This window comes from Variovorax boronicumulans NBRC 103145 (assembly GCF_001591345.1).
Taxonomy (GTDB): Bacteria; Pseudomonadota; Gammaproteobacteria; order Burkholderiales; family Burkholderiaceae_C; genus Variovorax; species Variovorax boronicumulans.
In genome coordinates this window covers 81616-105020 of sequence record NZ_BCUS01000001.1, presented here as the reverse complement: position 1 = coordinate 105020, position 23405 = coordinate 81616, and the positions used below count along the sequence as shown (strand labels likewise).

The window sequence follows — 23405 nt, the reverse complement described above, 5'->3', positions numbered from 1 at the left end:
GGGCGCGCCGATCGGTCGACCGCTCCCTAACGGCCGCGGTCCCCATCGCGCACCGATTCGATCGTGCCGTTGTAGATGCGCACGATGCCGAAGAAGGTGCCCGGCCCGCGGTCGTAGGTCCATTCCTCCATCGGTACGCATTGATTGGCCAGCACCGCCTCGGGGCTGCCCGGCCGATAGGGCGTGAGGACCCAGCCGAGCTGCACCATCGGCACGCAGACCGCTTGCCGGTAGACCGGCTCGCCGCAGGTCTGGAGCAAGGTCGCGGGCGACGCCCCTTTTCCGACGAGGTAGCCGTTGCAGGCGAGGGACTGTGCTGCCGCGGAACTGGCGATCAGCAAGGCGGCCGCTGCGATCGAAACCCCGGTGACCAGGCGTGCGAAACGAGCCGTGCCCTGCATCGTTGACCCTCTTGAATGCTTCATGTGCGCATCACTCACTCACGAACCAGCTGGGCGTACCGCCAGAGGCCCCAGATTGCGCCGACGGTGATGCCGATGCCCACGCTCCAGCCCACCGGCACATCGAATCCGATCGCCAGGATCAGCATCAAGCCGACGCTGACCAGCGCGATGAAAGTCAGCGTGACGAAATCGAAGCGCGCGACCTCGACGGTGTCTTCCGCCACGCTGCGGTTGCGCTGGCCGTGCTTGCGGCGCAGGCCGCGGAACAGCAGGACATCGAGAACGAAATCGAAGATGCCGACGACAAGGTCGGCCAGGATGCTCCACATCGGGACGCTCCATTTGCGGTGACACCCTGGGTTGTCGCTGTGCGCTCAAGGGTCCGACCCGGGTGGTGCGGCGGAGCCGGGCGAAATGTTAGCGTGCTTCCGGCAAGACAGGCCATCGTCACCCGTGTTGGTTCGTCGTTCGTCGATCCGTTTCAACCCGGCATCTTCGGCGGCCAGTTGTGCGTCTCGCCGCGGCCTTCGCTGCACCACGCATACAGAGCGTCGTACATCACCAGCCCGTGCTGCAGCATGGCGTGGTCGTCGGCAAACACGCGCGACAGGCCCAGCGAGATGGCGTAGAGCCCTGCCGACTGCGGCGTGAGGTCGAGCCGCGAGGTGTCCGCACCGCGCACGATGTCGGCCATCTGGTGCAGCGCAGGGTCGGCGAGCCGGTACTTCGCGAGGAAGGCATCGAAGCTGCAGCGCTCGCCGACGTGGCTCATCTCCACGCCCGGAATGTCGTAGGGCGTGGCGCCGGTGCTTTGCGCCATGGCCAGCACGTCGGCCGGCGGCACGTAGAGAAACTCGGCCTCGCGGTCGATGAAGCGCAGGATCAACCACGGGCAGGCGATGCGGTCGATCTTCGGGCGTTCGCGGGTGATCCATTTCATGGCGTGGCTCCTGGGTCGGCAGGCTTGGGCTGGAGCGGCCGGCCGGCGGCCTGCCAGCCGTCGATGCCGCCGCGCAGATAACGTGCATCCAGGCCCGCGGCGCGCAGCCGCAGGGCCGTGCTGCGCCCCACCTCGTGGCCGTACACGCAGTAGACGACGAGCGCGCGGTCGGCCGGCAGTTCGGCGGCCCAGTGCTCGACCGCCGCCGGGTCGCGCCAGCGGGCGCCGGGGAGCATCGACGTGGCCTGCGCGAACACGCCGGCACGGCGCACGTCGAGCAGCATCGAGCCGGCCACGTCGTCCTGCGCCGCGCCGAAGGATTCGCTGGCGGCGTGCACCGCCTGCTGGTAGCGCGCGTACACCGGGGCCCAGTCGACGTTCGCCATGAAGGCATCGACGTACGCGCCGGCGGCGGCGCCGTGGTCCAGGTGGTAGGCGTGCTCGTACATGTCCAGCGCCAGGAGCGGCGTGCCGCCTGCCAGCGCATGGGTGTGGCCAGCAGCCCATTGGTTGACGAGCGTGCCCTCGCGCGGCTGGAAGGTGAGCAGCACCCAGCCCGAGCCGCCGCCGAGCGCCTTGCCCATGGCGGCGAACTCTTCGCGCCATCGGTCGACGCTGCCGAAGCTTGCCGCCAGGGCGAGCGCCATGGCGGGCTCCATCGTCCGGCCGTCGCCGCCGAGCGAGGCGAAGTACAGCTCGTGCAGCAGCATCGAGTTGCTGGCGATGAGCTCTTCGCGCTTGAGGCCGTTGAGCGCGAAGCCGGGCATGGCGGCGAAAGATGCCGTGGCGAGCTGCGCGCGGATGGCGTTGAGGCGCTTGACGGCGCCGCCATAGTTGTTCTGGTGGTGGCTGTTCAGAAGCTTCTGCGACAGGCCGCGCAGCGTGGCGGGGTCGAAGGGCAATGGTTGGGGTCGGGCGTCCATGGGAACTCCTTCAGCGCGGCAAGGAAGACAGCCACGTGAGCGCCAACCCGATGGCCGCGCAGGCACCGAGCAACGTCATCACGCCGACCTTGAAGCGGAACAGGGCGATGACCGCGGCCACGGCCATCACCGCCGAGATCGCGTCGAAGCGGCCTGCGAAGCCGTGCGGCCAGAGCACGTGGTACGCGAAGAACAGCGCCAGGTTCAGGATCACGCCCACCACCGCCGCGGTGATCGCCGACAGCGGCGCCGTGAAGCCCAGCCGGCCGTGCGTGGCCTCGATGGCGGGCCCGCCGGCCAGGATGAAGATGAACGAGGGCAGGAAGGTGAAGAAGGTGACGACGGTCGCCGCCAGCGCGCCGCCGAGGAACAGCGAATCGGGCCCCAGCACCTGCGTCAGCCAGCCACCGACAAAGCCGACGAAGGCCACGACCATGATGAGCGGGCCCGGCGTGGTTTCTCCCAGCGCCAGCCCGTCGATCATCTGCGCGCCCGAAAGCCAATGGTACTGCTCGACGGCCCCCTGGTAGACGTAGGGCAGCACGGCATAGGCGCCGCCGAAGGTCAGCAGCGCGGCCTTGGTGAAGAACCCGCCCATCTGCGTGAGCGTGCCGTGCAGGCCCTGGGTCGCGACGAGCACGCCCATGGCCAGCAGCCACAGGCCCAGGCCGATGCCCAGGATCTTCAGCAGGTGCGCGCGCGAAAAGCGCGCGTGTGCCGGCGTGGGCGTGTCGTCGTCGATCAGCGCCGGGCCGTAGTGCTGCTGCGCGCTGCCATGGCCGCCGCCGAGTGCGAACACCTCGGGCGCCCGTCGCGCGCCGAAGTGGCCGATGAGGCCGGCGGCCAGCACGATCGCCGGAAACGGCGCATCGAACGCGAAGATGGCGACGAAGGCCGCGGCGGCGATGCCCCACATCCACCGGTTCTTCAGCGCGCGGCTGCCGATGCGGTGCGCCGCATGCAGCACCAGCGCGGTCACCGCCGGCTTGATGCCGTAGAAGATGCCCGCCACCACCGGCACGTTGCCGAAGCGCAGGTAGACCCACGACAGCGCGATGAGGATGAACAGCGAGGGCAGCACGAACAGGACGCCGGCCGCGAGGCCGCCGCGCGTGCGGTGCATGAGCCAGCCGATGTAGGTGGCCAGTTGCTGCGCCTCGGGGCCAGGCAGCAGCATGCAGAAGTTCAGCGCATGCAGGAAGCGCTTCTCGCTGATCCAGCGCCGCCGCTCGACCAGCTCCGCATGCATGATCGCAATCTGCCCGGCGGGCCCGCCGAAACTGATGAAGCCGAGCTTGAGCCAGAAGCGAAGCGCTTCGGCAAAGGAAATGGGGGCAGGGGGCGCAGGAAGCGCAGAGGAGGCGTCAGGCAAGGCGGTGTCCACGGAAAACTCCGTTGAGGGTCACCAGCGCTTGGACGGGACACCGTCTTGCTTTGCAGCGCGGGAGGCTGTTTTCCCGCGGAAGGGCATCGTAGCAGTGGCCGTTCCTGCTGGCAACGTGAGGCCCTCAGGCCCTCTTCACATTGCTGGAACGCACCCGTGCGTTTTTTTGGTCAGCGCACTTGCGCGCACACGCGCTTGAACACGATCCCGCTCACCGTGGTCGGGCCGCCAACGGCCTTCCACTCGCTGCGCCGGGCGAGGTCGATGTCGTGCACTTCCAGCGGCCCGTTGTGGCTGACGACACGGCGCATCTTTTCGCGCCGGCCCTTGCAGTCGTAGTCGTAGAGATAGCGCGAGGTGCGAAACGGGGTCTTGCCCACATCGGTCTGCAGCTCGTCGTAGCGGTAGAGCGTCCACGCTTCCACGGCATCGCCATGCGGCTTGACCGAATCGCGTTGCAGCAGCACCTGCTTGCGAGGGGTGGTGGCGATTTCGGTCCAGGTGTCGGCGGCTTGTGCGGGGACTGCAGTCAGCAAGGTCGCCGCAGCGCAGGCGGAGGCGACGAGGCGGCATGCCAGCACGGCGCGGTGCTTGGGCAGACGAGGCTTCATTGGTTTCACTCCCTGTGAATCGGTGGCAAGCAGGCGAAGAATGCCATGCATCGCCGCGGGCGAGAACCTGCGCCTCAGGCCGCGATGAACGCCGACGGCTTCTGCCCGAGCCGCTTGCGGAACATGGTGGAGAAGGCGCCCGGGCTGTCGTAGCCCAGCTGAAGCGCCACCGCGGTCACCGGCCGGCCCATCGCCAGCTGGGCCATGGCCGAGAGCAGGCAGGCCTGGCTGCGCCATTCGGCGAACGCCATTCCGGTGTGCAGGCGGAAGAACCGGCTGAAGGTGCGTTCGCTCTGGTGCAGCTGCCGTGCCCAGGCCAGGGGCGAGGTGCGCACGTCGGGCGCGTGGAGGAAGGCGATGCACAGCGCCGCCAGCCGCGGCTCGCCCGGCAGCGGCGCAAAGAAGGGCAGGGCCGCCGCGCGGCCGACTTCCTTCAGCACCAGCGCCATCAACAGGCCGTCGCGGCCGCGTTCGTCGTACAGCGCCGGCACGTCGATGGCCTCGATCAGCAGCTGCCGCAGCAGCGGCGACACCGCCAGCACTTCGCACTGCGGACCGCCGCGCGGCGCGGCGGCCGGCTCGATGTAGAGGCTGCGGGTGCTGACGCCCACCATCCGCACCCGGTGCGGCTTGCCGGCCGGAATCCAGACACCGCTGTGCGGCGGCACGACCCAGGCGCCGTCGTCCGTGCCCACCTCCATCAGCCCGGTCGCGCCGTAGAGAAACTGGGCGCGGCGGTGGCTGTGCATTTCGAGCAGGGTGCCGGGCGCGTAGTCGGTGCCGATGGCCAGCACGGCGCGGGGCGTGGGGTCGAGGGTGTCGAGAGGCTGGTTGCGCACGGCAGCGGGTCGGTGGGTTGGCCGGAACGCAAATATTGTTGACCGAACATCGCAAGCGCGCCAGCCCCTCGAACTCTAGCCTCGAGGCTTCTTTCCGTGTCGATGGAGTGCCTTGTGTCGTTGTATGTGATGTTGGTGGTGTGCGGATGCCTGACGGGCGTGACCACCGTGCTGTTCGGTTTCGGCGGCGGATTCGTCGTGGTCCCGTTGCTCTACCAGCTGCTGTCCCAGCTGAATGCGGCCGACAGCGCCGTCGGGCAGTCGGCCATGCAGATCGCGGTGGCCACCTCCACCTGCGTGATGGTCTTCGGCGCGCTGCTGGCCACATGGCGCCATCAGCGCGCAGGAACGCTGGACTGGTCGCACATCCGGCCGCTGCTGGGCGTCATCGGTGCCGGTGCGGTGCTGGGTGCGATGGCCGCCACGGCGGTCCACGGGGAATGGCTGCGCTGGGCATTTGCCGCGTACCTGGCGCTGACGATCGTGGACTGCTGGCTGCGCCCCGGCTTTCTTTCGCCGCCCGTGGCGAGCAAGGCGGCGCTCTCTCCCGCGGCCACGGCGCTGTCGGGCCTGGCGATCGGTTGGGTTGCCGCGTTTCTCGGTGTCGGCGGCAGCGTGATGACGGTGCCGCTCATGCGCCGTCGCGGCATCGAGATGAGCCGCGCGACGGCCATGGCCAACCCGCTGTCCCTGCCGGTGGCGCTGGCGGGCACGGCCACCTATGTGGCCCTGTCCGCCACCTCGACGCCGGCGTTCGGGCCGTGGCATGTCGGGTATGTCGACGTGCGCGCGGCGGCGGCGCTCGTGGTGGGCTCGTGGATCGGCATCCGCGTCGCCGCGCTGTGGATCGGGCGCATTCCGGACCGCATCCACGCCAAGGTCTACCTGGTCTTGCTGATCGTGGTGTTCGGGGCGATGGTGGTGCGCTGAGCGCGCGGCACCGTCCCGCTTCACGCCATCGATGCGCCCAGCAGGAAGTCCGTGACCTCGTCCGAGAACACGCTGCGCCGCGCCCCGAGGAGCACGCCGTCCGCGTTCTGCGGGTCGGGCCGCGCCGGAGGCATGCCGTGCGCCACCAGGGCCTGGGCGCAGCCGACCCAGTCGCCGCCTTCGACGGGCTCGTTGAGCGAGGCCCACGACAAGGTGCCGCAGGCGTTGTCGCCGAAGCCGTGCGGCGCCTGCCAGTCGGCACCGTGGTCGAGCAGGAACCGGGTGAGCGCCGCATCGCCGCAGAACACGGCGTGGTTGAGCGCCGAGGCGTCCCAGTCGCCACCACGCACTTCGAGCGGCCAGCCGAGCGCGACCATCGCCTTCACCGCATCGCTGCAGCCCTGGGCCGCGAGCTCGGGCAGCAGGCGAAGCTGCGTGGGCTCGAGCGAGCCGATGAGGCCAGGGTGCTGCGCTTGCAGCTTGCGCGCCGTGGCTTCGTCGCCGCGCGCGCATGCGGCGATGAAGGCCTCGCTGGTGGGGAGTGGCGCCGGGTCGCCGCTCGCGGCCTGCAGCAGCTGTGCGACCTCGGTCAGCCCGAAGCGCAGGGCGATGGTGTGTGCGGGCGTGCCATCCGGCGTGGACACGTTCGGTTGTGCACCGGCGGTCAGCAGGGCTTCGATGTGTGCGGGCGAGCGGCGGCGACGAAGGGCCCACAGCAGCGGCGAACCCCAGTCCGAGATGGGCGGGCCCTGCGGCGGCTCGTTCGCGTCGCCGCCGTGTGCGAGCAGGAGGCGCAGCGTCTGGACGTCGTCCAGGTCGAGCACCCGGTACAGCGCGTTCGAACCCGTCACGCGCGCGCCGGCTTCCAGCAGCAGCTTCGTGCAGGCAGGCTGGTCCAGCGAGTGGTACAGCGATTCGCCGTCGTTCGGGTCGGCTCCTGCATCGAGCAGCAGCTTCGTCAGCTCAGGGTCGTGGTTCTGGCCGGCCGCGCCGTACAGCGCGGAAAGCCGCTCGGTGTCGGCCGGCGCTTCGAGCGATGCGGGAGGCCAGCGGTTGCCGGCGGACTGATCGGGCGAGGCGCCGGCGTCGAGCAGGAACTTCGCGCACGCGTGCAGGCGTTCGCGATGGCCGGGCAGTCGCATCAGGCCGGAATGCGTGACGGCCACGAGCGGCGGCAGGTGCAGCGGGCCACCCGCGCGATGGACCCATGCCGGGTCTTGCGCGGTGGCGTGGCGCAGCGCGGCTTCGTCGCCGATGGCGCAGGCCACCCAAGGGTCGCCACCCGCCGCGAGGGCAGGGTTCTCGTCGCGCATACGCAAGGCCACCGCGGGCCGTGCGCGGTTCGTGCCGCCGGCGATGTCGCCCGCGTACACGAGGCGCAGCCAATGGAGCACTGCTTGGGCCGGGTCATCGGCCTGCGCCCTGCGGGCGTGGACAAAGCCCTGCAGGTCGGCCCACGAGGCGAAGCCGTACTCGCGCGCCACGCACGACTGCGCATCGTGCAGGCGCAAGCCCTGGGCTGCGAGGGCGGCATCGGTCTTGCCCGACGCAGCCGGCAAGGCGCTGCGAAACCGGTGAAAGGCCTCGGGGTCGTTGCTTCGGTAGAGGGCAATCAGTTCCTTGGCCTGCTTCTTCAGGTGGCCGATGTCGGGCCGGGCGGGAATGCGCTTCATGGAAACCTCCGTGCATCAGGCGCCGATGACCCGCAAATCCGGCTGCACAAAAGGCTGTGGATCGTCATGAAGAAGGCAAGTGGGTTCAACCCTTCCCGCGGGCCCGGGCGCGGCTTGCACCGCGGCTCGGATGGTAGCGGATGGGGGCGGGGCGACGCCACGCGCCGAAGCCCGGGTCACCGCTTGCGCGCCACGATGAAAGGGCGGTTCTCGCCACCCTTCGTCGCGTGGTTCTCGCTCGCAAGCACCTCGAAGCCGGCCGCCTGCAGATGAGCCCCCAGCTCCGCCGCCCGGAACACACCGGCATGCGGCGCCAGCCCGATCGCACGCATCGCGGGCAGCAAGGCCAGCCGCAGCAGCGGGGTCATGTCGCCGAGGCAGGGCGTCTTGGAGACGAAGAGGCCCTGCGGTGCGAGCAGGGCGTGGATGCGGCGCAGCGTGCCGGGCAGGTCGCGCACCAGGTGGAGGTAGTTGAAGCCCAGCACGGCGTCGAAGGGGCCTTCGTTCGGTGCCAGCGTCTCGGCGGTCGCCACGCGGAACGCCAGGCCGGGGACCGGGGCGGCGGCGTGCTTCTCTTCGGCGATGGCGATCATGCCTTCGGCGATGTCCGTCGCCAGGTACGCGCGGACGTGGCCCGCAAGGCGCAGGGCCGTCGTGCCGGTGCCGCAGCCCAGTTCGAGCACGCGCGCGTCGGGCTTGAACAGGGCGCGGGTCCGCTCGAGCGTGCGCGCGTAGCCGGCCTCGTCCGCGATGGCGCTCTTGGCGTAGCGGCGCGAGCTGCGGTCCCAGAATCTGGCGTCGTTCGCGAGGCTCATGGTCTTGGACAGGCGGCGTGTGGAAGGATGCGGCGCACTGTAAACCGCCGCCCGGGCGCTGTCGCCGATTTGCGCCGCTTCGCCCGCCATGTCGCTATGCTGGCGCCCGCCAATCACTCTAGGAAAAGAGACTCTCATGACCATGCGTACCTCGTCTTTCTTCTCCCTGCGTTCCGTCGCCCTGGCCTGCGGCCTGGCGCTCGGCGCCGTGGCCACCGCGCAGGCGGCACCCGATGCGAAGCTCCTGGCCGCTGCCGAGAAGGCGCAGCCCGCCGTCATCGACAACCTGAAGGAGATGGTGTCCATCGAGTCGGGCAGCCTGAATGTCGAGGGCCTGATGAAGATGGCCGACGTGATCGAAGGGCGCCTGAAGGCGGCCGGCTTCAAGACGGAGCGCCGCAAGGCATCGGCCGGTGCGGGGGCCGACATCGTCATCGGCACGATCAAGGGCACGGGCAAGCGCAAGATCATGCTGCAGGGCCACATGGACACGGTGTACGCGCCGGGCATCCTGAACAGCCAGCCCTACAAGGTGGACGGCAACCGCATCTACGGCCCCGGCATCGCCGACGACAAGGGCGGCCTCGCGGTGATGATGGCGTCGCTGAAGATCCTGGCCGACGCGGGCTGGCGCGACTACGACACGCTCACCGTGCTCGTGAACCCCGACGAAGAGGTGGGCTCGGTGGGCTCGGGCGAACTCATCGCCACGACGGCCGACCTGCACGACACGGTGCTGTCTTTCGAGCCGACGGCCGCCAAGGCGGTGGCCAAGGGCGAGTCGCTGCTGCTCGGCGCCGCCGGCATCGCGCAGGCCACGCTCGAGGTGAAGGGCCGCGCGGCGCACGCCGGCGCCGCGCCCGAGCTGGGCCGCAACGCGCTGTACGAGCTGTCGTACCAGATGCTGCAGACCAAGGACCTCGCCAAGGACATCCCCGGCGTGACGCTGAACTGGACCGTGGCGCGCGCCACCGGCCCGATCAACCAGATCACCGAGAAGGCGCAGGCGCTGGGCGACATCCGCATCACCCAGCCCGGCGCCGAGAAGAAACTCACCGAGGCGCTGCAGGCCAAGATCGCCAGCGGCAAGCTGATTCCCGACACCGAGACCACGGTGAAGGTCGAGGTGGGCCGCCCGGCCTTCGTCGCGGGCGCCAAGGGCCGCGCGCTGGCCGAGAAGGCGCAGGCGATCTACAAGGAGCTCGACCGCGAACTGGCGCTGACGCCGATGACCGGCGGCGGCACCGACGCGGGCTTCGCGGGCCGCTCGGGCAAGGCCACGGTGGTCGAGAGCTTCGGCCTCGCGGGCTTCGGCTACCACGCGCGCGACGAGTACATCGAGGTCGACTCGATCGTGCCGCGCCTGTACCTCGTGACGCGGCTGCTGACCGAGATCGGCAAGAACTGAGTTCGTAGCGCGCAGTGCGCCCGCGGCAGGAGCCGCGGGTTCACTGCGGTGCGTTGGGATCGCCCGGGCGGCGGCGATGGGCGGCAGCTGCCGCCGCGGCGGCCTGAGCCTGGGCTTGCTGCTGTTGCGCCTGCTGGCGTTGCATCTGTTCCTGCTGGTGCTGCTGCTGGCGGGCCTGGTTCTGCGCGGCCTGCTGTTGTTGCTGCATCTGCTGGCGCTGCATCTGCTCCTGTTGCTGGCGTTGCTGGGCCTGGGCGGCTTGCTGCTGTTGCATCTGCATCTGGCGCGCCTGTTCCATCTGGGCCTGGCGTTGCTGCTGCGCGGCCTGGGCCTGCGCCTGTTGTTGCTGTTGCTGCTGCTGCTGGCGACGGGCCTGCTCCTGTTGAACCTGTTGCTGCATCTGCTGCGCTCGCTGGGCCTGTTCCTGTTGAGCCTGCTGCTGCATCTGCTGCGCGCGCCGGGCCTGTTCCTGCTGCGCCTGCCGTTGCTGTTGCTGGGCGGCCTGGGCCTGCTGCTGTTCCTGCTGGCGACGTAGCTGTTCCTGTTGCGCCTGTTGCTGCTGCATCTGTTGGCGGCGGCCCTGCTCCTGCTGGTCCTGGCGTTGTTGGCGCAACGCCTGTTCCTGTTGCTGCGCCTGCTGCTGGCGACGCGCCTGCTCTTGCTGGGCCTGTTGTTGGCGCTGCTGCTCTTGCGCGGCCTGCTGTTGCTGCTGCATCTGCTGGCGACGGGCTTGGTCCTGCGGGTCCTGGCGTTGACGCAGTGCCTGCTCCTGTTGCGCTTGCTGCTGACGCCGTGCCTGTTCCTGCTGCGCCTGTTGTTGACGTTGCTGGTCCTGCACGGCCTGCTGTTGCTGCATCTGTTGGCGACGGGCTTGCTCCTGCTGGGCCTGTTGTTGACGCTGCGGTTCTTGCGTGGCCTGCTGTTGCTGCATCTGCTGGCGACGGGCTTGTTCCTGCTGATCCTGGCGTTGGCGCAGGGCCTGGTCCTGCTGCATCTGCTGCTGGCGACGCGCCTGCTCTTGCTGGGCCTGTTGTTGGCGCTGCTGGTTCTGTGCCGCTTGTTGCTGCTGCATCTGCTGTCGACGGGCTTGCTCCTGCTGGTCCTGGCGCTGGCGCAAGGCCTGTTCCTGCTGCACCTGTTGCTGGCGCCGTGCCTGTTCCTGTTGCGCCTGCTGTTGTTCGCGCACCTGGTTCTGGGCTGCCTGCTGCTGCATCAGCGCTTGTTGTTGCTGCTGCTGTTGCTGGGCACGCGCCTGTTGCTGCAGCTCCTCTTGCTGCTGCGCCGCCTGCCATGCCGGCGCGCCGATCGGCGCGCCGCTGCGATCGCCTGCGTAGTTGTTGTTGTAGACGTTGCGCACGTTGTTGACCACCGTGGTCGAGCGCGAGACATACGTGCTGTTGTTGTAGACCACCGCAGGCCGGTAGGCCGGGGGCGGCGGTGCCGCGCGGTCGCGCCAGCGCGGTGCGCCCCAGTTCATGTTCCAGGCGTTCCAGCCCCAGCCGTGGCGCTCCAGCGCCGAGCCGACGATCACGCCGCTGCCGAAGGCCAGCGCGCCCACCGCGGCCACCTGGCCGCGGCTGTAGCCGGGCTCGACCACCACCGGCGGCGGTGCATAGGCATAGCCGGGGTAGACGGCCACGGGCATGTCGTACACCACCTGCGGGTCGTAGCGCGGCACGTACACCACGTCGGGCTGCACGGGCTCGATGGTGATGAGTTCCTCGGGCGGCTCGATCACCAGGGGGCCCGCGTACATCGGCTGCATGTCGGGCGCGGGCGTGTAGTTGGGCGGTGTTGCGGCGCGCGCCACGCGCAGCTTGTCGTTGTTCTTGAGGCGGCCGGCCTTCGATGCGCGCTGGCGCATCACCTGGATCGCGTTCATCACGTCGGCCGGGTCGTTGTAGTAGGCCTTGCCCAGTGAGGTGGTCCACGCGATGTTGCCGGCCATCTGGTCCATCACGGGCCGGAACGCGGTGAGCGACTTCACGCTCGGGTCCCACGGCTGCTGGTTGGCGGCATCGGCGAGCGGGCCGGCCTTGAGCGTGGGGTTCTGCTGCAGCCAGCCGTGGGCCGCGGTGATCTGATCGGGGTAGGTGGCACCGGCCAGGATCTGCGCGACGAGCTTGTCGGGGTACAGCGCAATCGGCGCGACCAGCTGGTAGAGCTGCTCGGCCGAAGGCGGCGTGTAGGCGGCGGGCACCGGCGCGGCGACGGGCGCGGGGGCCTGGGTGGCCGGTGCTTCAGCGGTGGGAGGCGGCGGTGCGGGCTTGTCGCAGCCTGCAACGAACAACGCTGCGACGCACAGCGAAGCCATGAGGCGCCGCTGAAGGAGGGGGCGGTGGGGAGAGGGTGTCATCTGGCATGTCCTGAAGACGCCGGCAGGGTGCCCGGAACTCCTTCAACGGCGGGCCAGAGCAGGCGATGACACAGCCTGCGCCCCGGATGCAACGGTCTGTGTCGGCGGTGCGCCGCCCGTCCTGTCGGCGCAGGACCACGAGACCACCGGGCGACGTGGCGATCGCCCGGGGAAGAACCTCTGTCGTTACTTGGCGCCGCCCGAATACTTGGTGACGCTGCTGGCCTTCACGTGGTACCCGCTCACGCCCATCATCGAGTCGTTGCGCAGCGTCTGCAGCTTGCCGGTGACCCACACGGTGTCCATGGCGCGGAACTTGGCGCCCTTTTGCGGAATGACGTGCAGGATCTGGTTGGCCGGCGGCGGCGGCGTGTGGATGCAGGCGCCGAAGTAGGGCACGAGCAGGAACTCGGTGACCTCGCCCTTGGCTTCTTCGAGCGGCACGATGAAGCCGGGAATCTTCACTTCCACGCCGTTGAGCGCGGGGTTGGTGGGCGCGTTGTTCGACACTTCCTGCATCTTCATCAGCAGCTCGTTGGCGCGCGGGTCGCCGTCGTCGAGCGTGCTCAGGTCGATGCCCTTGAAGGCCTTGGCCGGGTCCCAGTCCTTGGGCACCAGTTCTTCCCAGCTGATCTGGCGCGGCTGGCCCGACGCGGCCTGCGGCGCGGCTGCGGCCGGCTTGCCGCCCAGCGGGTTGGTCGCAGTGGTGTCCTTCGGTGCGGGCTCGGCGGCCCAGGCGGCGGCTGCGAGGCCGGCGCCGGCCAGCAGCATCGACAGGGCGGTGAGCACGCGGGGTGTGGAGGTCTTCGTCATGGTCAGATTCTCGGAGAAAGGCCGTCGGCCAGCGACAGTCGGTAGGCCCGGATGCCGGGCAGCAGGCTCGCGAGCCAGCCGGCGACCAGCAGGCTCGCCGTCAGCAGCCATTCGTTCAGTGTAGGTTCGGACAGGCTCAGCGTCAGCCCGAACTGCGCCTGCAGCCATGGCGAGAGCAGGGCGATGCCGAGCACCGCCATCGTCACGCCCAGCAGCACGCCCAGCACGGTGACCAGTGCGCCTTCGAGCGCCAGCAGCGCCAGCACATGGCGCAGGCCCGCGCCCACGGCGCGCAGCACGGCGAGCTCGCGGCGGCGTTCGTTCAGGCCCGCCATCACCACCGACACCAGCCCCGCGAGGCTCACGAGCGCGACCAGGGCCGACATCAGCAGCAGCGCGTTCTCGCCGATGCCGATCACGCTCCACAGTTCGTCGAGCGCCACGCCGGGCAGGATGGCCATCAGCGGCTCGCCGGTGTACGTCGAAATCCAGCGCTGCACGCCGAACACGGCGGCGCGGTTCTTCAGGCCCACGAGCGCGGCCGTCACGTTCTTGGGCGTGAGGTCGAACTTGCGCACCTGCTCGGCCGGGATCTTCACGCCCGGCATCGGCGCGCCGCCCACCCATTCGAGGTGGATGGCTTCCATCGCAGCGAGGCCGATGTGCACCGTGCGGTCGACCGGCGTGCCGGTGCGCGCGAGCACGCCCACCACGGTGAAGGGCTTGTCGGCATGCTCGGCCACGTTGAGCTCGCCGCTGCCGTGGGCCAGCGTGATCTTCTGGCCCACGTGGTAGCCGAGCTTGTCGGCCACCTCGGCACCGACCACGGCATCGAACAGCGCGTCGAAGGGCTTGCCCTCGCGCAGCTTCAACGTCTGCCGGTCGCCGTAGCGGAAGTGCGAGAAGTAGTCGGGCGTGGTCGCCAGCACCGAGAAGCCGCGGTGCGAATCGCCCAGCGACAGCGGCACCACCCAGTCGACGCCGAGGTGCGCCTGCAAGGCCTGCACGCTCTTCCATGAGATGTTGTTGGTGGCCGCGCCGATGCGGAACACCGAGTACAGCAGCAGCTGCGTGGAGCCGGTGCGCGCGCCCACGATGAGGTCGGTGCCCGAGACCGACGACGCGAAGTTCTCGCGCAGCTCGGTGCGGATGCGCTCGACGCCCAGCAGCAGGAAGGTCGACAGCGCGATCGAGAACACCGTCAGCGCGAGCGTGAAGCGGCGGTTCCAGGCGCTGCGCCACGCAATGGAAAAGAGGGCTCTCATGCGTCCACCGCCATCGCGTTGCTCGCCGCACGGTTGATCTCCGGCAGCAGCACATGCCGCGCGAAGCGTGGTGCGATGCGCTGGTCGTGGCTCACGAACACGAGCGCGCTGTGGTTCACGGCGCAGGCCGTGAGCAGCACGTCGAGGAAGGCTTCGCGCCGGTCTTCGTCGAGTGCGGAGGTGGGCTCGTCGGCAATGACGACCTCGGGCTGGCCGATGAGCGCGCGCGCCGCGGCCACGCGCTGCTGCTGGCCCACCGAGAGCTGCAGCGCCTGGCGCTTCCACAGCGCGCGGTCCAGACCCATCTGGTCGAGCAGGTGCTCTGCTTCGTCGCGCGAGCTGCCGTTGCGCGCAGCCTGTGCCTCGCGCCGCGCCGAGAAACGGCAGGGCAGCAGCACGTTGTCGAGCACGCTCAGGTAGGGCAGCAGGTTGAACTGCTGGAAGATGTAGCCCACGTGCGCCACGCGGGCGCGGTCGCGCTGCGTGCCCGAGAGCTTGGCCCAGTCGTGGCCCAGCAGCGTGACGCGGCCTTCGTCGGCCACCAGCACGCCGGCCAAGAGCGACAGCAGCGTGCTCTTGCCGCAGCCGCTCGGGCCGTGCAGGAACACGGACTCACCCGCCGTGATGCGCAGGGCCTCGATGTCGATGCAGGGTGTCTTCACGCCGGGCCAGGTGAAGCGCAGGGCTTCGGCGGCGAGCACGACGCGCAAGTGCGTGGTCTCGGCCTGCGGGAGGGTGCTCACGCTGTCACTTGCCCAGCGTCAGGCGGGAAGGCTGCGCCGCCTGCGCGCCGCTCGGGCGCTTCAGCTGGCGCTTGAACTGGCCTTGCGCACTGGCGATCTGCACGTCGATCTGGCGTGCGCCCTTGAAGGCCGAGAACAGGTTCAGGTCGATGAACTTCGCGGCGGCGGCCTGGGTGCAGTTGAACGAAAAAGAGGCGTCGAGGTCCGCGTGCCCGCTCGATTCGGCCGGGTCGGGGTTGCCCAGGCCGAGCGCGCCGGAGCGCAGGTCGACGGGGCCGAGCTTGCAGTTGGCGGCGGGGTCGATGGTGAAGAGCTTGTCGGCCGCGCGCAGCTGGGCGATGGCGGCTTCGACGGTCTTCTTCTCGGCGTCGGTCTTGGACGCGCGCTCGAAGCCGACGATGTTGTCCAGCGGCGATTCCATGGCGATCACGATGGTGGGCCCGTCGATGGCCACGTCGAGCTTGAGCTGGCCGTGCACATGCGCGTGCTGTTGCTGGGCGTGTGCGGGAAGGGCGGCGGCCGCGAACAGCGCGGCGGCGGTCAGTGCGAAGCCGGACGACGTGCGTCGAAGTCGGGTGTGCAGGGTGTGCATCATGGTTCTGCGCCTTGCCGGGTCGGCAGCCCCGGCGTGTTGCTCCATTCGCTCCAGCTGCCGGCATAGAGCGCGGTCGTCCCGAACCCCGCGATCTGCATCGCGAGCAGGTTGGGCACGGCGCTCACGCCGCTGCCGCACTGGTGGACGACGGTCGCCGCATCGCGCCCTGCGAGCAGTGCTTCGAACTCGGCGCGCAGTTGCGCGGCGGGCTTGAACTTGCCGTCGGGACCGATGTTGTCGGCGAAGGGCCGGTTCAGGGCCCCGGGGATGTGACCCGCGATCGGGTCCAGAGGTTCCACTTCGCCGCGGTAACGTGCACCGGCACGCGCGTCGATCAGGTTCTGGTCAGGCTGGCCGAGCCGGCGCACCACGGTGTCGGTGGTCACGAGCCTGGCGATCGGCTCGCCCTGTACGAAATTCGACTGGAAGCGCGCGGGCTCCTCGCGGTCGGTCACTTCGCCGCCCGCGGCCTGCCAGGCCTGCAGGCCGCCGTCGAGCACGGCCACGGCGTCGTGGCCCATCCACTTGAGCATCCACCACAGGCGCCCGCAGTAGTTGGCGCCGTTGCGGTCGTACACCACGGCCTGCATCGTGTTGGAAAAACCCACCGACGACAGCCAGGCCGCGAACTTCTCGCGGCTGGGCAGCGGATGGCGCCCGCCCGAGGCGGGCACGCCGTCGTCCTGCGCCACCACCACGTCGCCGCGCGCGCCGGGCAGGCCATGCTTGGCGCTGAGGTCGGTGTCCAGGTTGGCGTACTGCGCGCCCGGGATGTGCGCAGCGGCATACAGCTGCGCGCCGGCCTCGGGCTTCATGAGGTCGAAGCTGCAGTCGAATACCATGAGGGGCGAGTCGCCCTCGCGCAGCTGCCTGAGTTGTTCGACGGAGATGAGGGTGGTGTACATGGCGGGAGCTCCTTCGAAAAATGGTTCGGCGATGGGTGCCGTGGCTGCTGCGTTCAGTGTTCCTCGGCCGGCGCCTTCGGCACGGCCCGCTGGCGCAGCACGGTGGCCGCGATGCCGCTGGCGATGATCAGCGCCATGCCGGCCCAGCCCGCGGCGTCGATGCGGTCGTCGAACAGCACCACGCTGTAGAAGGCCGCGAACACGATGCCCGAATATTGCAGGTTCGCCACCACCAGTGTGCCGGCCTGGGTCTTGGCGGTGGCGTAGGCGCGGGTCATGCACAGCTGTCCGAGGGCGGCCAGCAGGCCGATCGGCAGCAGCCACAGCGCATGCTGCCACGTCCACGAGCTGCCGCCCGAAAACCCGGTCGCGGCCGTGGCGAAGGCGCCGGCCACGGCCGAGCCGACCGCGAAGTAGAAGACCGTGCGCAGCTCGGGTTCGCCGATGCGCGACAGCGCCACCACCTGCATGTAGGCAAAGGCGGCCGTGACGCCCGACAGCAGGCCCAGCATGCCCGCGAAGCCGTCGCCGCCGCCCACCGTGGGCTTGAGCATGAGCACCACGCCGGCAAAGCCCGCGAGCACCGTCATCACCAGCGGGCCCTGCAGCGGCGGGCGCTCGATGCGGCCGTCGCGCCCGGGCACCGGCACCCAGGCCAGCAGCGCGCCGCCGACCAGGAAGGCCGCGACCCACACGCTGCTCATGTAGTTGAGCGTGACGGCCGTGGCTAGCGGCATGTGGGCGATGGCGTAGAACCACGCGCCCAGCGACACCACGCCGATGGTGCTGCGCCAGGCATGCATGCCGGGGTATTTGGTGGCCAGCGAGGTGCCGCGGTTGCGCGCCAGCAGCCAGAGGAACACGATGCCGATGAGGCCGCGCCCCAGGACCATCTCACCGCTGTTGAACCATTCGGAGGCCACCTTCACGACCACGCTCATGGTGGCGAACAGAAAGGCCCCGAGCACCATCCACAGCGCTTGCATCGATTGACATCCAGATCAGAAAAAAGAAAGCCCCGGCGGGTGCGGGGCGGGCGGCGTTCAGGCGCGTGGTTGTTGCATCGCGTTGCGGTACCACTCGTGGAACTGCTGCATGCCGTCTTCCATGGGGCTCTGGTAGGGGCCGGTTTCGTTGTCGCCGCGCAGCATGAGCGCGCGGCGCCCGGCGTCCATGCGCTCGGCGATTTCGTCGTCTTCCACGCAGGTTTCCATGTAGGCGGCCTGCTGGGCCTCGACGAATTCGCGCTCGAAGGCGACGATTTCCTCGGGGTAGAAGAACTCGACCATGTTGAGCGTCCTGGTCGGGCTCACCGGGTGCAGCGTCGACACGGTGAGCACGTGCGGGTACCACTCGATCATCACGTGCGGGTAGTAGGTGAGCCAGATCGCGCCGTACTTCGGCGGCTTGCCGTCGCGGTACTTGAGCAGCTGTTCCTGCCACTTCTGGTAGACCGGGCTGCCCGCGCGGCCCAGGCGGTTGGCCACGCCCACCGTCTGCACCGAGAACTCGGGCTTGAACTCCCAGCGCAGGTCGTCGCAGGTGACGAAGCTGCCCAGGCCGGGGTGGAACGGGCCGACGTGGTAGTCCTCGAGGTAGACCTCGATGAAGGTCTTCCAGTTGTAGTTGCACTCGTGCAGCTCGACGCGGTCGAGCGCGTAGCCCGAGAAGTCGAGGTCGGCCTGCGGGCCCAGGCCCGCCATGTCGGCCGCCACGTCACGGCCGCTGCCGTCGGCGTTCTTCTCGAACAGAAGACCGTTCCATTCGGTGAGCGGGTAGTTGTGCAGGTTCAGGCACGGGTCCTGGTCGAAATGCGGGGCGCCGATCAGCGTGCCGGTGGTGCGCGCGTCTTTGGCGGCGTAGGTCCAGCGGTGCAGCGGGCAGACGATGTTGCCGCCGGTCTGGGTGTCGAGCTGGCCGCGGCCCTGCAGGATCAGGGCCTGGCGGTGGCGGCAGACGTTCGAGATGAGCTCCACGCCCTTGGGCGTGTGGACCAGCGCGCGGCCCTGGTGCTCTTGCGGCAGGGTGTGGAAGTCACCCGGCTCGGGCACGGCCAGTCGGTGCCCGACGTAGCGGGGCCCTCGCGCGAAAAGGTTCTGCATTTCGCGGGCGTACAAGGCCTCGTCGAAATACGCGGTAACTGGAAGTTGGCTCGCGGCCTGCTGCAGTTGAAGACTTAAATCAGACATGGAGGACCTGACCAAGCTCCCCACAGGGAGAAAAAAAGAAAAAACGGAAGGCGCCGTCTGCAAGGGTGACGGCCCGAAGAGGTGTGCCAGCGTGACCGGCGGGGGAAGCGGGGATTGTACCCGCGGGGCATTTTTGCGCCCGCCGGGTTTTGGCCCCGCATCCCCGGGCGTCATACAGGGTGTTGCAAAGGGTCGCGCGCGCGTGCGCAGGCTGCCCGGCGGTTCGTTGCGCCCCCGCCCTAAAATGTTCCGTTTCATCCACGATTCGTTGCATGCCCAAGGTGCCTTCTCCTTCCACGACCAGCCCGGCGGCCACGCCCGACACCGGGCCGCTGCCCGCCAGCTACGAAGCCGGGCTCCAGGAACTGGAACAACTGGTTGCAGAACTCGAATCGGGCCAGCTCCCGCTGGACCAGCTGCTGGGCAGCTACCAGCGCGGCGCCGCATTGCTCGGCTTCTGCCGCGACAAGCTGCAGGCGGTCGAGGACCAGATCAAGGTGCTCGACGCGGGCAGCCTCAAGCCCTGGACGGCCGAATGAGCGCCGTCCCGATGACTTCCACCGCCACCACCCCCTGGGACGCGAAGACGCTGGCCAACTGGGCCGAGCCCCATCTGGCCACGGTCGAAGCGGCGCTGTCGCGCTGGGTCGGCGTCGATGCGCCGGTGCTGCTGGGTGACGCCATGCGCTATGCCGTGCTCGACGGCGGCAAGCGGCTGCGGCCGCTGCTGGTGCTCGCGGCCAATGAAGCGGTCGGCGGCAACGCCCACGCCGCGCTGCGAGCGGCCTGCGCCACCGAACTCATCCACGCCTATTCGCTGGTGCACGACGACCTGCCGTGCATGGACAACGACGTGCTGCGTCGCGGCAAGCCCACCGTGCACGTGAAGTTCGGCGAAGCCGACGCATTGCTCGCGGGCGACGCGCTGCAGGCGCTGGCCTTCGAACTGCTCGCGCCCGAAGGCGACGAGGTGCCCGCGGCCATGCAGGCCCTGCTGTGCCGCCTGCTGGCGCGCGCCGCTGGCAGCCAGGGCATGGCCGGCGGCCAGGCCATCGACCTGGCCAGCGTCGGCATCGCACTGAACGAAACCCAGCTGCGCGAAATGCACCGCCTGAAGACCGGCGCGCTGCTGCAGGGCAGCGTCGAGATGGGCGCCGCCTGCGGCACCGTGTCGCCGGCCGCGCTGGCCGCACTGCGCGACTACGGCGCCGCCATCGGCCTGGCGTTCCAGGTGGTCGACGACATCCTCGACGTCACCGCCGACTCGCAAACCCTGGGCAAGACCGCCGGCAAGGATGCCGCGGCCGACAAGCCCACCTACGTGTCGCTGCTCGGCCTGGACGGCGCGCGCGCGCAGGCGAGCCAGCTGCTCGCCGATGCCATCGCCGCGCTGAACAAGAGCGGCCTGCCCGACACTGCCGCATTGCGCGCCCTGGCCCACATGGTGGTCGACCGCGACCGCTGAGAAGAAAAAAGAACCCACCTCCATGGCTCCGCTGCTTCCCACTCTCCACGACCCTTCGCCGATCCGCCAGTACGACCGGGCCCAGCTCAAGCAGCTGTCCGACGAGGTGCGCGCCTGCGTGCTTGACAACGTCTCGCGCACCGGCGGCCACCTGAGCTCCAACCTCGGCACGGTCGAGCTGACGGTGGCGCTGCACCATGTGTTCAACACGCCGCACGACCGGCTGGTGTGGGACGTGGGCCACCAGACCTACCCGCACAAGATCCTCACGGGCCGGCGCGAGCGCATGCCCACGTTGCGCCAGCTCGGCGGCATCTCGGGCTTTCCGCAGCGCACCGAGAGCGAGTACGACACCTTCGGCACCGCCCACTCGTCGACCAGCATCTCGGCCGCGCTCGGCATGGCCATGGCCGCCAAGCAGAAGGGCGAGAAGCGCCATGCCGTGGCCATCATCGGCGACGGCGCGCTCACGGCCGGCATGGCCTTCGAGGCGCTCAACAACGCGGGCGTGTGCGACTGCAAGCTGCTGGTCATCCTGAACGACAACGACATGTCGATCAGCCCGCCGGTGGGCGCGCTCAACCGCTACCTCGCGCAGCTCATGAGCGGCAACTTCTACGCCGCCGCCAAGAGCGTCGGCAAGAGCGTGCTGCGCAATGCGCCGCCGCTGTTCGAGCTGGCCAAGCGCCTGGAGCAGCATGCCAAGGGCATGGTCGTGCCGGCCACGCTGTTCGAGCAGTTCGGCTTCAACTACGTCGGCCCCATCGACGGCCACGACATCGACTCGCTGGTGCCCACGCTCGAGAACCTCAAGCACCTGGACGGCCCGCAGTTCCTGCACGTGGTCACGAAAAAAGGGCAGGGCTACAAGCTGGCCGAAGCCGACCCGGTGGCCTACCACGGCCCGGGCAAGTTCGATCCGCAGGTGGGCCTGGTCAAGTCGACCACGGCGGCCAAGCAGACCTTCACGCAGGTCTTCGGCCAGTGGCTGTGCGACACGGCCGCGCACGACGGCCGCCTCGTGGGCATCACGCCCGCGATGCGCGAAGGCTCGGGGCTCGTGGAGTTCGAAAAGCGCTTCCCTGACCGCTACTACGACGTCGGCATCGCCGAGCAGCACGCGGTCACGTTCGCCGCCGGCCTGGCCTGCGAGGGCCTGAAGCCCGTGGTGGCGATCTACTCGACCTTCCTGCAGCGCGCCTACGACCAGCTGATCCACGACGTGGCGATCCAGAACCTGCCCGTGGTGTTCGCGCTCGACCGCGCGGGCCTCGTGGGCGCCGACGGCGCCACGCACGCGGGCGCGTACGACATCCCGTTCCTGCGCTGTATTCCCAACATGAGCATCGCCTGCCCGGCCGACGAGCGCGAGTGCCGCCAGCTGCTGACGAGCGCCTACGAACAGAACCACCCGGTGGCCGTGCGCTACCCGCGCGGCGCGGGCGCCGGCACCACGCCGCACCTCACGCTCGACGCGCTGCCCTTCGGCAAGGGCGAAGTCCGCCGCGAAGGCCAGCGCATCGCCATCCTCGCGTTCGGCACCTTGCTGTACCCGGCGCTCACCGCGGCCGAGTCGCTCGACGCCACCGTGGTCAACATGCGCTGGGCCAAGCCGCTCGACGTCGAATTGCTGCTGCAGGTCGCGGGCACGCACGATGCGCTCGTCACGCTCGAAGAGGGTGCCATCATGGGCGGCGCGGGCAGTGCGGTGGTCGAGGCCCTGCAGGCTGCGGGCGTGCAGAAGCCGGTGCTGCAACTGGGCCTGCCCGACCGCTTCATCGAGCACGGCGATCCGGCCAAGCTGCTCGCATCGATCGGTCTCGATGCCGACGGCATTACTGCCGCGATCAAGAAACGCTTCGTTTGACAAGAGGTCGCAGGGTAAACCCCCGCCGACCGCGTGTAAGCGCGTTTTTACAATCAAAAGGACTCACAAAAGTCCCTGACGCGGTCACAAGCCGCGTTTTGTTTTTTCCAAAGCACTCGGAGTGAATTCAATGGATCGTCGTTCCCTCATCAAAAACGCCGGCATCGCGGGCGTTCTGGCTGCCGGCATCGCGCCCGCGGTTCACGCGCAAGCCACCGTTCGCTGGCGTCTCGCATCGAGCTTTCCCAAGTCGCTGGACACCATCTTCGGCACCGCCGAGGTGTTCTCGAAGAGCGTGAGCGACATGACGGGCGGCAAGTTCCAGATCTCCGTGCACGCGGGCGGCGAGCTGATGCCCGCTTTCGGCGTGGTCGACGGCATCCAGAGCGGCGCGGTCGAAATGGCGCACACGGCACCTTACTACTTCTACGGCAAGGACCCGACCTTCTGCCTGGGTTGCGCCGTGCCCTTCGGCATGAACACCCGCCAGCAGAACGCCTGGATGTACGAAGGCAACGGCCTGAAGCTGATGCGCGCCTTCTACGCCAAGTACAACATCATCAACCTGCCGGGCGGCAACACGGGCGCGCAGATGGGCGGCTGGTTCCGCAAGGAAATCAAGTCGGTCGCCGACCTGAAGGGCCTGAAGTTCCGCACCAACCCGTTCGCCGGCAAGGTGCTCGAGCCCTTCGGCGTGATCCCGCAATCGATCCCCGGCGCCGACCTGTACCCCGCGCTCGAAAAGGGCACGCTGGACGGCCTGGAATGGGTCGGCCCGTACGACGACCAGAAGCTGGGCTTCAACAAGATCGCCCCGTTCTACTACTACCCCGGCTGGTGGGAAGGCGGCCCCGAGCTCGACTTCTACATCAACACCAAGGCATGGGAAAGCCTGTCGGCCGATTTCAAGGCCGTGGTCGAAGCGGCTGCCGCGCACGCCAACATCACGATGACGGCCAAGTACGACGCCAAGAACCCGATCGCGCTCAAGCAGCTCGTGGGCTCGGGCACCAAGCTGCGTCCGTTCTCGCAGGACGTGATGAACGCCGCTTTCAAGTCGGCCCAGCAGATCTACTCGGACCTGAACAACAGCAACCCCGAGTGGAAGAAGATCTACAGCGACTGGTCCAAGTTCCTGGCCGACCAGAACGCCTGGTTCCGCTACACCGAAGGCACCTTCGACCGCTTCATGCAACAGCAGAAGCTGTAAGGCACGCGGCGCCGCAACCCGGCGCTTCGCACCTCACAAGAAAAAAGCCCCGCCGGTTTCGGCGGGGCTT

23 protein-coding genes are annotated in these 23405 nt (G+C 69.0%); 6 read left to right on the top strand and 17 right to left on the bottom strand.

The window, feature by feature from the left end:
* Positions 1–26: 26 nt before the first annotated feature.
* The 7 genes from VBO01S_RS00500 to VBO01S_RS00470 all read right to left on the bottom strand — a co-directional run bounded on the left by VBO01S_RS00500 (position 27) and on the right by VBO01S_RS00470 (position 5101).
* Positions 27–401: a DUF2845 domain-containing protein gene (locus tag VBO01S_RS00500; RefSeq protein WP_062468861.1), complete on the bottom strand. Its 375-nt coding sequence runs from the start codon at positions 399–401 to the stop codon at positions 27–29.
* A gap of 35 nt (positions 402–436) precedes the next feature.
* Positions 437–733: a hypothetical protein gene (locus VBO01S_RS00495; protein ID WP_062468858.1), complete on the bottom strand. Its 297-nt coding sequence runs from the start codon at positions 731–733 to the stop codon at positions 437–439.
* Between the two features lie 152 nt (positions 734–885).
* Entirely contained in the window at positions 886–1344 is a 459-nt protein-coding gene (locus VBO01S_RS00490; protein WP_062468855.1) for a chromate resistance protein ChrB domain-containing protein, read from the bottom strand.
* A complete protein-coding gene (locus tag VBO01S_RS00485) occupies positions 1341–2267 on the bottom strand; it encodes a Fe-Mn family superoxide dismutase (RefSeq protein ID WP_062468854.1) in 927 nt (308 codons plus the stop codon). Before VBO01S_RS00485 ends, VBO01S_RS00490 begins: the two co-directional genes overlap by 4 nt.
* A 10-nt stretch (positions 2268–2277) precedes the next feature.
* Entirely contained in the window at positions 2278–3651 is a 1374-nt protein-coding gene (gene chrA, locus VBO01S_RS00480; protein WP_062468851.1) for a chromate efflux transporter, read from the bottom strand.
* A 170-nt stretch (positions 3652–3821) separates the two neighbouring features.
* Entirely contained in the window at positions 3822–4262 is a 441-nt protein-coding gene (locus VBO01S_RS00475) for a surface-adhesin E family protein (protein ID WP_062468846.1), read from the bottom strand.
* 74 nt (positions 4263–4336) lie between these two features.
* Positions 4337–5101, bottom strand: coding sequence for an AraC family transcriptional regulator (locus tag VBO01S_RS00470; RefSeq protein ID WP_062468844.1), 765 nt, complete (start codon positions 5099–5101; stop codon positions 4337–4339).
* 102 nt (positions 5102–5203) lie between these two features.
* On the opposite strand from VBO01S_RS00470, the gene VBO01S_RS00465 reads away from it, so the two are divergent.
* The gene (locus VBO01S_RS00465; protein WP_062468842.1) at positions 5204–6031 is read left to right on the top strand and encodes a sulfite exporter TauE/SafE family protein; all 828 of its coding nucleotides are present in this window, start codon (positions 5204–5206) and stop codon (positions 6029–6031) included.
* Between the two features lie 20 nt (positions 6032–6051).
* Here the strand turns inward: VBO01S_RS00465 and VBO01S_RS00460 are convergent, their stop codons facing one another.
* Positions 6052–7704 carry an ankyrin repeat domain-containing protein gene (locus VBO01S_RS00460; RefSeq protein WP_062468839.1) on the bottom strand — a complete coding sequence of 551 codons (1653 nt, stop codon included), beginning with the start codon at positions 7702–7704 and terminating at the stop codon, positions 6052–6054.
* Positions 7705–7880: 176 nt separating this feature from the next.
* Complete coding sequence (locus tag VBO01S_RS00455) at positions 7881–8519, bottom strand: class I SAM-dependent methyltransferase (protein ID WP_062469036.1); 639 nt, start codon at positions 8517–8519, stop codon at positions 7881–7883.
* Between the two features lie 136 nt (positions 8520–8655).
* On the opposite strand from VBO01S_RS00455, the gene VBO01S_RS00450 reads away from it, so the two are divergent.
* Positions 8656–9927 carry a M20/M25/M40 family metallo-hydrolase gene (locus tag VBO01S_RS00450; protein ID WP_062468836.1) on the top strand — a complete coding sequence of 424 codons (1272 nt, stop codon included), beginning with the start codon at positions 8656–8658 and terminating at the stop codon, positions 9925–9927.
* Positions 9928–9967: 40 nt separating this feature from the next.
* Here VBO01S_RS00450 and VBO01S_RS00445 read toward each other — a convergent pair whose 3' ends face one another.
* From VBO01S_RS00445 to VBO01S_RS00410, 8 genes are all read right to left on the bottom strand, one after another.
* Complete coding sequence (locus VBO01S_RS00445) at positions 9968–12283, bottom strand: DUF3300 domain-containing protein (protein WP_062468834.1); 2316 nt, start codon at positions 12281–12283, stop codon at positions 9968–9970.
* A 186-nt stretch (positions 12284–12469) separates the two neighbouring features.
* Complete coding sequence (locus VBO01S_RS00440; protein ID WP_062468832.1) at positions 12470–13096, bottom strand: DUF3299 domain-containing protein; 627 nt, start codon at positions 13094–13096, stop codon at positions 12470–12472.
* 2 nt (positions 13097–13098) lie between these two features.
* A complete protein-coding gene (locus tag VBO01S_RS00435) occupies positions 13099–14361 on the bottom strand; it encodes an ABC transporter permease (RefSeq protein ID WP_062468829.1) in 1263 nt (420 codons plus the stop codon).
* Complete coding sequence (locus VBO01S_RS00430) at positions 14358–15104, bottom strand: ABC transporter ATP-binding protein (protein ID WP_062468827.1); 747 nt, start codon at positions 15102–15104, stop codon at positions 14358–14360. Before VBO01S_RS00430 ends, VBO01S_RS00435 begins: the two co-directional genes overlap by 4 nt.
* Positions 15105–15108: 4 nt before the next feature.
* Positions 15109–15699: a DUF2796 domain-containing protein gene (locus VBO01S_RS00425; protein WP_255221024.1), complete on the bottom strand. Its 591-nt coding sequence runs from the start codon at positions 15697–15699 to the stop codon at positions 15109–15111.
* Entirely contained in the window at positions 15696–16604 is a 909-nt protein-coding gene (locus tag VBO01S_RS00420) for a sulfurtransferase (RefSeq protein ID WP_062468825.1), read from the bottom strand. Before VBO01S_RS00420 ends, VBO01S_RS00425 begins: the two co-directional genes overlap by 4 nt.
* Positions 16605–16657: 53 nt before the next feature.
* On the bottom strand, positions 16658–17590 hold the full coding sequence (locus tag VBO01S_RS00415; RefSeq protein ID WP_062468822.1) for a DMT family transporter: 933 nt from the start codon (positions 17588–17590) through the stop codon (positions 16658–16660).
* A 57-nt stretch (positions 17591–17647) separates the two neighbouring features.
* A complete protein-coding gene (locus VBO01S_RS00410; RefSeq protein ID WP_062468820.1) occupies positions 17648–18793 on the bottom strand; it encodes an aromatic ring-hydroxylating oxygenase subunit alpha in 1146 nt (381 codons plus the stop codon).
* 272 nt (positions 18794–19065) lie between these two features.
* Here VBO01S_RS00410 and xseB point away from each other — a divergent pair, with 272 nt between their 5' ends.
* The 4 genes from xseB (at position 19066) to VBO01S_RS00390 (ending at position 23335) form a co-directional block, all read left to right on the top strand.
* Positions 19066–19332, top strand: a complete 267-nt coding sequence (gene xseB, locus VBO01S_RS00405) for an exodeoxyribonuclease VII small subunit (protein ID WP_062468817.1) — start codon at positions 19066–19068, stop codon at positions 19330–19332.
* An 11-nt stretch (positions 19333–19343) separates the two neighbouring features.
* On the top strand, positions 19344–20258 hold the full coding sequence (locus VBO01S_RS00400) for a polyprenyl synthetase family protein (protein ID WP_062468814.1): 915 nt from the start codon (positions 19344–19346) through the stop codon (positions 20256–20258).
* Between the two features lie 22 nt (positions 20259–20280).
* Positions 20281–22125, top strand: coding sequence for a 1-deoxy-D-xylulose-5-phosphate synthase (gene dxs / locus VBO01S_RS00395; protein WP_062468811.1), 1845 nt, complete (start codon positions 20281–20283; stop codon positions 22123–22125).
* Between the two features lie 130 nt (positions 22126–22255).
* Positions 22256–23335, top strand: coding sequence for a TRAP transporter substrate-binding protein (locus VBO01S_RS00390; protein ID WP_062468808.1), 1080 nt, complete (start codon positions 22256–22258; stop codon positions 23333–23335).
* Positions 23336–23405: the final 70 nt, after the last annotated feature.